Source organism: Micromonospora globispora, from assembly GCF_003857015.1.
GTDB lineage: Bacteria > Actinomycetota > Actinomycetes > Mycobacteriales > Micromonosporaceae > Micromonospora > Micromonospora globispora.
This window is the reverse complement of sequence record NZ_QGGF01000262.1, coordinates 1-10343: the sequence shown is the minus strand read 5'-3', so window position 1 is coordinate 10343 and position 10343 is coordinate 1. Positions and strand designations below refer to the sequence as shown.

General features: G+C 73.0%; 11 protein-coding genes. 9 read left to right on the top strand and 2 right to left on the bottom strand.

The window, feature by feature from the left end; translation table 11 throughout:
* Window positions 1-1267 (top strand): acyl-CoA carboxylase subunit beta (locus DKL51_RS12325; protein ID WP_124812058.1); only part of this gene is annotated, 1267 nt, incomplete at its 5' end.
* A gap of 11 nt (window positions 1268-1278) precedes the next feature.
* Here DKL51_RS12325 and DKL51_RS12320 read toward each other — a convergent pair.
* Complete coding sequence (locus DKL51_RS12320) at window positions 1279-1917, bottom strand: GNAT family N-acetyltransferase (RefSeq protein ID WP_109943449.1); 639 nt, start codon at window positions 1915-1917, stop codon at window positions 1279-1281.
* A 146-nt stretch (window positions 1918-2063) separates the two neighbouring features.
* Here DKL51_RS12320 and DKL51_RS34890 point away from each other — a divergent pair, with 146 nt between their 5' ends.
* The 8 genes from DKL51_RS34890 (at window position 2064) to DKL51_RS12280 (ending at window position 9594) form a co-directional block, all read left to right on the top strand.
* A complete protein-coding gene (locus DKL51_RS34890) occupies window positions 2064-2750 on the top strand; it encodes a gluconate 2-dehydrogenase subunit 3 family protein (RefSeq protein ID WP_165823047.1) in 687 nt (228 codons plus the stop codon).
* Between the two features lie 115 nt (window positions 2751-2865).
* A complete protein-coding gene (locus tag DKL51_RS12310; protein ID WP_109943447.1) occupies window positions 2866-3576 on the top strand; it encodes an MBL fold metallo-hydrolase in 711 nt (236 codons plus the stop codon).
* Window positions 3577-3764: 188 nt separating this feature from the next.
* A complete protein-coding gene (locus DKL51_RS12305) occupies window positions 3765-4511 on the top strand; it encodes a lysozyme (RefSeq protein ID WP_109943446.1) in 747 nt (248 codons plus the stop codon).
* Between the two features lie 61 nt (window positions 4512-4572).
* Entirely contained in the window at window positions 4573-5247 is a 675-nt protein-coding gene (locus tag DKL51_RS12300) for a peptidoglycan recognition protein family protein (protein WP_109965191.1), read from the top strand.
* Between the two features lie 73 nt (window positions 5248-5320).
* Entirely contained in the window at window positions 5321-7996 is a 2676-nt protein-coding gene (locus DKL51_RS12295; protein WP_109965190.1) for a cation-translocating P-type ATPase, read from the top strand.
* A 40-nt stretch (window positions 7997-8036) separates the two neighbouring features.
* Window positions 8037-8399: an ArsR/SmtB family transcription factor gene (locus tag DKL51_RS12290; protein WP_109965189.1), complete on the top strand. Its 363-nt coding sequence runs from the start codon at window positions 8037-8039 to the stop codon at window positions 8397-8399.
* Complete coding sequence (locus DKL51_RS12285; protein ID WP_109943442.1) at window positions 8396-9037, top strand: SRPBCC family protein; 642 nt, start codon at window positions 8396-8398, stop codon at window positions 9035-9037. Before DKL51_RS12290 ends, DKL51_RS12285 begins: the two co-directional genes overlap by 4 nt.
* A 41-nt stretch (window positions 9038-9078) precedes the next feature.
* Window positions 9079-9594 carry an NUDIX domain-containing protein gene (locus DKL51_RS12280; protein ID WP_109965188.1) on the top strand — a complete coding sequence of 172 codons (516 nt, stop codon included), beginning with the start codon at window positions 9079-9081 and terminating at the stop codon, window positions 9592-9594.
* Between the two features lie 18 nt (window positions 9595-9612).
* Here DKL51_RS12280 and DKL51_RS12275 read toward each other — a convergent pair whose 3' ends face one another.
* Complete coding sequence (locus DKL51_RS12275; RefSeq protein WP_109943462.1) at window positions 9613-10152, bottom strand: RNA 2'-phosphotransferase; 540 nt, start codon at window positions 10150-10152, stop codon at window positions 9613-9615.
* Between the last annotated feature and the right edge of the window lie 191 nt (window positions 10153-10343).

The window sequence follows — 10343 nt, the reverse complement described above, 5'->3', positions numbered from 1 at the left end:
CGCGGCCACCCCGGCCGACGGCGTCCTCACCGGCGTCGGCCGGGTCGACGGCGTACGCGTCGGCGCGGTCGCGTACGACTACACCGTCCTCGCCGGCACCCAGGGGCTCACCGGCCACCGCAAGACCGACCGCCTCCTCGACGTTGCCGCGCGGGAGGACCTGCCGGTCGTGGTCTTCGCCGAGGGCGGGGGTGGCCGGCCCAACGACACCGACCATCCGACGGTGGCCGGGCTGGAGCTGATGACCTTCGCGTCGCTGGCGCGGCTGCGCTCGCTCCGGGTCGGGATCGCCGCCGGCTACTGCTTCGCCGGCAACGCCGCGCTGCTCGGCATGTGCGACGTCACCATCGGGGTGGCCGGAGCCAGTATCGGCATGGGCGGGCCGGCCATGGTGGAGGCCGCCGGGCTCGGCGCGGTCGCCCCGGAGGACGTCGGCCCGCTCGACGTGCACCTGGCCAGCGGCGCCGTCGACGTCCACGCGACGGACGACGCCGACGCGGTACGCCTCGCCCGGCGCGTCCTCGGCTACGCGCACGGGGAGCCGGCGGAGGACCGCCACGAGGATCAGCGCCGGTTGCGCGGCGTCCTGCCGGAGAACCGGCGCCGCGCCTACGACGTCCGGGGCGTGCTGCGCGTGCTGTTCGACCTGGACTCGGTGCTGGAGCTGCGGGAACGGCACGGCCGGTCGCTGGTGACCGCGTTCGCCCGCCTCGGTGGGCGCCCGGTCGGCGTCATCGCCAACAACCCGCTGCACCGCGCCGGGGCGATCGACGCCACCGCCGCCGACAAGGGCACCCGCTTCCTGCGGCTCTGCGAGCGGATGAACCTGCCCGTGGTCAGTCTCTGCGACACCCCCGGGATCATGGTCGGTCCGGACGCCGAGCGCACCGGCCTGGTGCGCGCGGCAGGTGACCTCTTCACCGCCGGGGCGTCCCTGCGTACGCCGCTGCTGACCGTGGTGCTGCGCAAGGCGTACGGGCTCGGTGCCATGGCGATGGCCGGCGGAAGCTTCCACGCCGCCCGGCTCACGCTCGCCTGGCCGACCGGGGAGATCGGCCCGATGGGTCTCGAGGGCGCGGTGCGCCTCGGCTACCGCCGGGAGCTGGCCGCGATCGCGGACGATGCCGAGCGCCAGCGCCGGTACGACGAGCTGGTGGCGCTCGCCTACGCCCGCGGCCGGGCGCTGTCCGCCGCGGCGAGCTTCGAACTCGACGACGTGATCGACCCCGCGGACACCCGGGACCGGCTCATCGCGGCGCTCTTCTGACCGGCCGCGGTTCAGGGAAAGTGCAGCTGGAGCCCGGGCGCCTGGAGGCTTCGGCAGCGCCGCCGCGACAGCGGGTCGACGTGCTGCCACCAGAGGGTTTCCACCGCCCGCCCGTCCGGCAGGACGTGCCTCGGGTCGCCGGGCATCCGGGCGAAGCCGACGGACATCAGCCAGCGGCAGCTCGCCACGTTGCCGGCCTCGCACCGGGCGATGAGGTGCCGCATGCCCAGGTGCCGGTGTCCGAGCGCGCAGACCAGCTCCAGCGCCTCCCGGCCGTACCCCTGTCGGCGGGCACCGGCCACCACCGACCCTCCGACGTGCAGCTGCCGACCCGACTCGACGTAGAGGCTGAGGTTCGCCACCAGCCTCCCGGTGCTCCGCTCCCGGGCGACGAACGTTCCGCACTCCCGCGTCCAGATCGGCACGTCCGAAGGAAAGGCGGCCAGGTTGCCGGCGACCGCGCGCTGCGACGTGCCCTGGCGGTAGCGGATCTCCTCGTCCTCCAGTTCCGCGAATTCGACGAGGTCACGAACCCGGGCCACGGACACCTCCAGCCGGGCGGACCGCACGGTGTGCGTCGCGCCCCGGCAGGACAGTCCCGGCACCCCCCACCGGGTCAGCGCGGTCCGCAGCGGCCCGGCGTTTTTCATCCCGCCAGGGTACGGATCTTCGACGTGTCGCACCGCCCCGGCCAGGCGAGACTTTTTGCAGAGGCAGTGCGACAACACTTCCCCTCGGTTCCGCCCGGCGATAGCCTCGCGACACCCGGTCCGGGTCCAGGGAGGGAGTCCCGTTCATGCCCGATCCGTTGAGCGACCTGCAGCTGGCCACGCTGCGCGCCCTCTGTGACACCGCCGTACCGGCCGTCGACCGCGAGGACGACCCGGACGGCTTCTGGCGCCGCCGGTCCACCGACATCGGCGTCGACCAGGCGCTGCTGGTGGCCCTCGACCTCATGCCCGCCGAGCAGCGGGCCGGACTGCGCCAACTGCTGGACGTGCTCGCCGACCAGGGCTTCGCCGACGCCTCGCAGCCCTCCCGGGAGCAGATCCTCACCAACCTCTCGCTGGCGTCCCGGGAGGCGGCCGCCGGCATCGGCGGGCTCGTCGCCATGACGCTCTTCTTCGCGTACTGCCTGCCGGACGAGACGGGCCGCAATCCCGCATGGACGACGTTCGGCTACCCCGGACCGATCTCGCCCGCCCCTGACGTACCGAAGCCGATCACGCCGCTGGTACCGGACGGAGACACCACACTGGAGGCCGACGTCGTCGTGGTCGGCTCGGGTGCCGGCGGCGGGCTCATCGCGGGGCGGCTGGCCACCGCCGGCCGCAAGGCGCCGTCTCCGGGGCGTGCAGCCCGTTGCCGAAGACCCAGGACCCGGCCTCGACCAGGTCGCGGCGGATGGCGTCGACCTTGCGCATCACGTCGGCCAGAAACTCCGGGTCGGGCATACCTACGCCGGCCGGCTGGTACATGCTGATCAGGTACTGCTTCATGGGCTCCTCCTCGCCGGGCGGGCCGGCCCTCCGCCGGCCCCTTCACCTTCCATACGAACGGGGACCGCCCGGATCGACACGCCGTCATAGACTCGGCCGATGGCGAGATCTGCCGCGGTTCCGCTCGCTCCCGGGGTCTGGCGCATTCCCACCGTCGGTCGCGCCCTGGTGAACTCATACGCGTTCGTCGACGACGACGGCGCCGTCACGCTGGTCGACTGCGGGCTGAAACGGGCCCCGGCCCGAATCGTGCGCGGGCTGGCGGCCATCGGCAAGGCCCCGGCCGACGTCACCCGGATCGTGCTGACCCACGCCCACCGGGACCACGCCGGTGGCGCCGCCGAGCTGGCCCGGCGCACGGGCGCCCCGGTCGCCGCGCACCGCGCCGACGTGCCGTACGCCGAGTCGGGGCGGGTTCCGCCGCAGGACCGGGCGGGCACGGCCGGACGCCTCCTCGCCCGGCTGGGCGACGGCCGGTTCCCGGCGTTCGAGGTGGCCCAGCCGCTGGCCGACGGCGACGTGCTCCCCGTCGGCGGCGGCCTGCGCGTGGTGCACACCCCCGGACACTCCCCGGGGCACGTGTCGCTGCTCCACGAGCCGACCCGGGTGCTGATCACCGGGGACGCGCTGTTCAACGTGGCCGGGGTCCGCTGGCCGGTGAAGTCGTTCTGCACGGATTTCCGGATGACCCAACGCACCGCGCACGTGCTGGGCGAGCTGGATTACGACGTGGCCGCCTTCACCCACGGCCCCGAGATCACCGACCGCGCCCGCGAGCAGGTCCGGGCCTTCCTGTCCCGCCTGCGCTGACCCGCACCTCGCTCCTCCGCGCCGGCCCCGGCGTGGTGCGACCGATGGCACCTCATCGCCGCGTGTCGACGCGATTTAAAGAGGATCTTCCATGTATCTATTGAAATTTGTCTCCGTCTCGTGACCTAATACTGACAGTTCCTTTCGTCACTCCCGCCGCCTGAGCGGCAACCCCCCAGGGAGGAAAGATGAACCGTCCCCTCCGATCGGCGCTGCGGGCCGCCTCGGCCGCCCTGCTCGCCACGGTCACCCTCGCCGCCTCGGCCACCCTCGGCGCCGTACCGGCCAGCGCCGCCCCGGCCGGCCTGCGCGGCATGGACGTCTCCAGCTACCAGGGCAACGTGAACTGGTCCGCCGCCTGGAGCAACGGCGCCCGGTTCGCGTACGTCAAGGCCACCGAGGGCACCGGCTACACCAACCCGTACTTCGCCCAGCAGTACAACGGCTCCTACAACGTCGGGATGATTCGCGGCTCGTACCACTTCGCCCTGCCGGACCGCTCCAGCGGCGCCACCCAGGCCAACTACTTCGTCGACCACGGCGGCGGCTGGTCCAAGGACGGCAAGACGCTGCCCGGCGCGCTGGACATCGAATACAACCCGTACGGCTCCACCTGCTACGGCCTGACGCAGAGCGGGATGCGCAGTTGGATCTCCTCGTTCGTCAACCAGTACCACTCCCGCACCGGCCGGTGGGCGACCATCTACACCACCACCGACTGGTGGACCACCTGCACCGGCAACTACAGCGGCTTCGCCTCCACCAACCCGCTCTGGATCGCCCGGTACTCCAGCACCGTCGGGACCCTTCCGGCCGGCTGGTCGACGTACTCCTTCTGGCAGTGGGCCTCCTCCGGCACCTTCCCCGGTGACCAGGACGTCTGGAACGGCACCTGGGACCGGCTCAAGGTGCTTGCCTGCAACGGGCCCTGCTGACGCACCGCCGGTGGCGGGTCACCCGGCCCGCCACCGGACCGTCCCGGCGAAGGAGGTTCCGATGTCCGTCCCCGTACCCCGGCGGGCCGTGCTGCGCGGTGCCGTCCTGCTCGGCGCCGCCGCCGGCGTCACCGCCCTCGGCCAGTACGCCGGCAACCGCAGCGCAGGCGCGGTCACCACCCCGGTGGACCAGCCCCTCATCGCCAACTGCGCCACCTGGGGCGCCCGGCCACCGGCGTCGTCGGTGAGCGTCGTGCAGAGCCGCCCCAACAAGATCATCATCCATCACACGGCGTTCCCGAACTCCACCGACTACAGCCTGGCCCACGCCTACCAGAACTCCCGCGACATCCAGAACCTGCACATGGACACCAACGGCTGGATCGACTCCGGGCAGCACTTCACCAACAGCCGCGGCGGGTACCTGACCGAGGGCCGGCACGGCAGCCTCTACGCGCTGCTGCACGGGCAGACCATGGTCCAGGGCGCGCACTGCGTCGGGCAGAACAGCCAGGCCATCGGCATCGAGAACGAGGGCACCTACCTCGACGTCCAGCCGCCGCAGGCGCTCTGGGACAGCCTGGTGCTGTTCTGCGCGTTCACCTGCCAGCAGTACGGCATCCCGTCCAGCGAGATCTACGGGCACATGGACTTCAACAGCACCCAGTGCCCGGGGCTGCTGCACGACCGGCTGCCCGAGCTGCGCAGCGCGGTCGCCGCCCGGCTCGGGGGCTGACCCGCCCGTAGAGCGCTGCGGCGGATACCGCGAACCGGCCCCGTCGGGGTGGGTGGTGTCGCAGCCTGGGAACGTGGCGGAAAAGCAGGCGGCGACCGAGGGGCCGGATCCCCGGGCACCGCTGGACGCGCTGTTCCGCGCCCTCTCCGCCGGCCCGGACGGGCTGGATACCGCCGAGGCCCGCCGCCGGCTGACCACGTACGGGCCGAACGAGCTGCGGCGGCAGCGGCGGCGCAGCTGGTGGCGGGAGCTGGGCCGGCAGGTCGTTCACCCGTTGGCACTCCTGCTCTGGGTGGCCGCGGCGCTGGCCTGGGTGGCCGGCACGGCGGTGCTGGCCGGGGCGATCCTGGTGGTGATCGCGCTGAACGCGCTCTTCGCCTCCGCGCAGGAACGCCAGGCCGAACGCGCGGTCGAGGCGCTCACCCGCTACCTGCCCCGGCACGCCCGGGTCCGGCGCGACGGGCGCTGGCAGGAGATCCTGGCGGCGGAACTGGTGCCCGGCGACGTGCTGGCCGTCGCCGAGGGCGACCGGATCTCCGCAGACGCCCGACTGATCGACGGCTCGGTGGAGATCGACCTCTCCGCCCTCACCGGCGAGTCGCAGCCGGTCTACCGCTCGGCCGACGCACCGTCGTCCGCCGGCGGGCCGACCGAGGCCGCCAACCTGGTCTACAGCGGCACCAACTGCCTCGGAGGAGAGGCCCGGGCGCTGGTGCACGCCACCGGGATGCGGACCGAGCTGGGCCGCATCGCCGCCCTGTCGCAGCGGGTGGGCCGCGAGGAGAGCCCGCTGGAGAAGCAGGTACGGCGGGTCGCCTGGCTGATCGCCGCGGTGGCGGTCGGCGCCGGGCTGGTCTTCTTCCCGCTCGGCGTGTTCGTCGCCGGCATGCCGATCTCCGACGCCTTCACCTTCGCCATCGGTCTGCTGGTCGCCAACGTGCCGGAGGGACTGCTGCCCACCATCACCCTCGCCCTGGCCGTCGGCGTTCGCAGCCTGGCCCGGGTGGGCGCGGTGGTGAAGCGACTCAGCGCGGTCGAGACGCTCGGCTCGACGGACGTGATCTGCACCGACAAGACCGGCACGCTGACCGAGAACCGGATGCGGGTGGTCGCGGTCCGGGCGGCGGACGCCCTGCTCGACCCGGCTCCCGGTCCCGGCACCCGGCCGGACGCGGCGCTGTGCGCGCTGGCCGTCGCCGTGGCGGCCTGCAACAACGCCAGTCTCGACAGCGGCGACCCGACCGAGGTGGCGCCGCTCCGGTTCGCCGTCGACCTCGGGGTGACCGACGCCGAGCACGCCGGGCGGCGGGCGCAGTTCCGCTTCGATCCGAAGCTTCGACTGATGTCCACCGCCGACGAGGGGGCCGGGCAACTTTGGCTGCACACCAAGGGCGCGCCGGAGGAGGTCCTGCGCCGGTGCAGCAGCGTGATCCGCGCGGACGGGTCCGAACGGCCGCTCGACGAGGCGTACCGGAACGAGTTGGACGCGGCGGTGACCGCGCAGGCCGGGCAGGGCCGGCGGATCCTCGGCGTGGCCCGGCGCCGGCTGACCACGGTGCCCGCGGAGCGCGCGGACGCCGAGCGGGAGCTGACCTTCCTCGGTTTCGTCGCGATGGTCGACCCGCCCCGACCGGAGGTGCCGGAGGCGGTCGCCCGCTGCCACACCGCCGGCATCCGGATCATCATGGTCACCGGCGACCACGGGTTGACCGCCGCCGCGATCGCCCGGCAGGTCGGCATCGTGCGCGACGAGCCGACCGTGATCACCGGCGAGCAGCTCGACCGGATGTCCGCCGATCAGCTGCGCCACCTGCTCGGCGAGCGGCGGGAGGTGGTCTTCGCCCGGGTCTCGCCCGAGGCGAAGCTGCACATCGCCGAGGCGCTGCGGGCGAACCACGAGGTGGTGGCGATGACCGGCGACGGAGTCAACGACGCGCCGGCGCTGCGGCGGGCGGACATCGGGGTGGCGATGGGCCGGACCGGCACCGACGTGACCCGGGAGGCCGCCACGATGATCCTCACCGACGACAACTTCGCCACCATCGTCGCCGCGGTGGCGGAGGGTCGCCGGGTCTACGACAACGTCCGCAAGTTCATCGTCTATATCTTCGCCCACCTCACGCCGGAGGTCGTGCCCTTCCTCATCTTCGCGCTCTCCGCCGGGGCGGTGCCGCTGCCGCTGACCGTGCTGCAGATCCTCGCCATCGACCTGGGCACCGACACGCTGCCCGCCCTCGCGCTCGGCCGGGAGCCCGCCGAGCCCGGTCTGATGGAGCGGCCGCCCCGGCGGCGCAGCGACAAGGTGGTGAACGGGCCGATGGTGGCCCGGGGCTACGGCTTCATCGGGCTGATCTCGGCGGCGCTGGTGCTGGCGGGATTCTTCGCGGTGCTGGTGCGGGCCGGCTGGACACCCGGCGCGCCGACCGGGCCGGGTAGCGCGTTGCACGACGCGTACCGGGAGGCGACCACGATGACCTTCCTCGGCATCGTCTCCTGCCAGATCGGCACGGCCTTCGCGGTCCGCACCGAACACGTGTCGCTCCGCTCCATCGGCGTGTTCAGCAACCGGCTGCTGCTGCGGGGCATCGCCTTCGAGATCGCCTTCGCCGCGCTGATCGTCACTGTTCCGCCGTTGCAGGGCGTCTTCGGCACCCGGCTGCCCGACCCGGCCATGCTGGCCCTGCTGCTGGCGTTCCCGCCGATCGTCTGGGGCGCCGACGAACTGCGCCGCGCACTGCGGCGACGCTGAAGAGCTCGCTTATATAAGCTTCATCTGATAGAAACAGGTCGTGCACGCCTTCGACGTCCTCGGCGATCCGGTCCGCCGCCGGATCCTCGAGCTGCTCGCCGACGGCGAGCAGACCGCCGGCAGCCTCACCGCGGCCGTTCAGGAGGAGTTCGGCATCTCCCAGCCGGCCGTGTCGCAGCACCTCAAGGTGCTGCGGGACAACGGCTTCGCCACCGTACGACCCGAGGGCACCCGCCGCCTCTACGCGGTGGACCCGCGACCGCTGCGCCAGGTGGACGCCTGGCTGGACCACTTCCGCCGCTTCTGGACCCCGCCGCTGGAGGCCCTCGCCACCGAACTGGCCCGGGGCCGACGGGAACGCCGACTCCGCGAGGGCGGCCCCGATGAGAGGAGAGCACCATGATCGACGTGATCGGGCAGATCAGCTCCGTCGAGCGCACCGTCGGCAGCCGTACGCTGCCCGCCGGCGAGGCGCGCGTGAGCATCATCAGCCAGACGTACGACGCGCCGCTGGAGGACGTCTGGGACGCCTGCACCAGCGCCGACCGGATCCCCCGCTGGTTCCTGCCGATCTCCGGCGAACTGCGGCTGGGCGGCCGCTACCAGCTCGAGGGGAACGCCGGCGGCACGATCGAGCGCTGCGACCCGCCGCACGGCTTCGCCGCCACCTGGGAGTACGGCGGCGAGGTGAGCTGGATCGAGCTACGGCTCAGCCCGGCCGGCGAGGGGCGTACCCGGTTCGAGCTGGAACACATTGCGCACGTCGACGACCAGCGCTGGGCCGAGTTCGGCCCGGGCGCCACCGGCGTCGGCTGGGACATGGGGCTGCTCGGCCTGGCCTCGTACCTGGCCGGGGACGGCAGCGGAGTCACCCCCGACCGGGCCGCCGAGTGGATGGGCTCCGACGAGGCCCGCCGGTTCATGACGCTGTGCAGCGAGCGCTGGGGCGAGGCCAGCGCGGCGGCCGGCACCCCGGCCGACCAGGCCCGGGCAGCGGCGGACCGGACCACCGCCGCGTACACCGGGGTCCCGGCGAGCTGACCGCGAGCCGAAAACCGCCCGGCGCGGTAACGTGCTGCGGCGTGACCGGCGCTCCGTACTCGTACTGCTCGTACTGCGGCACGGCCTACCCGGTGGGTGCCGACTGGCCGCGCTTCTGCGCGGCCTGCGGCCAGACGGTCTGGCGCAATCCGCTACCGGTCGCGGTGGCGGTGCTGCCGGTCCGTACGCCGGACGGCCTGGGCGTGGTGGTGGTCCGCCGGGACATCGAGCCGGCCCGCGGCCAGTTGGCCCTCCCCGGTGGCTTCATCGAATACGGCGAGGAGTGGTCCGAGGCGCTGGTCCGGGAGCTGCGCGAGGAGACGGGGCTGCTGGCCGAGGCCGACGAGGCGCGGCTCTTCGCGGTGCACGGCGCACCGGCCGGCGGCACCATGATGGTCTTCGGTGTGCTCCCCGAGCGGCCGGTCGGCGACCTGCCCCCGTCGGCGCCGACTGAGGAGGCGACCGAGTGGCTGGTCCTCACCGAGCCGGTCGAGCTGGCCTTCTCCACCCACACCCGGGTGCTCGCCGACTTCCTCGCCAACCAGCCGCCGGTCTGAGGCCGAGTCGGGCCGCTCTCAGGTACTCAGGTACGCGGCGGACACGGCGTCGGTGAGCCAGACGCCGTTGGCGCTGCGGTAGAAGAGGTGGCCGTCGCGGGCCATTGCCGCCGCGTCAACGGTGAGCACGATGATCGCACCGCCACGGCGGGCGCCGACCCGGCTGGCGGTGTCCACGTCCGGCGACAGGTGGACGTGGTGCCGGCCGCCGCGGTGCAGGCCGGTGGCCAGGATGGAGGGTAGCGCGGCGGCGCTCGTACCGTGGAACAGCCGCTCGGGCGGCGCGGCCGGCGCCAGACCCAGGTCGACCGGGATCGAGTGGCCCTGGCTCGCCCGGATCCGCTCGGTCCCGTCGGCGTCGCGCTGCACCGCGAAGCGCTGCTTGTCGTTGCCGGCCACCACGGCGTCGAGGTCAGCGTGGGTGGCCCGCAGCGCGGCGAGCAGTTCGGCCACCGGCACCCAGCCGGCGCGGTCCGGGGTGAGACCGAACCGGTCCGGCCGGTGCCGCAACGCCAGGGACATCCTCTTGCTTAGCCTGACCAGATCCCGGTGATCCACCAGCACAGTGTTCCCGCCCCGGGCCGGCAAACTCCAATCGATGTCGGCGGCCGGCCGGCCGGGGCCTAGACGAGTAAGTCCTAACTCGGGACGGGGCTGCGGACGCAGCGAAGGGTGTTGATGATCCGTTTGTGACGACAGACATCAACACCCTTCTCACCGCACTGTACGTGAAGATCGACGACTGGCTC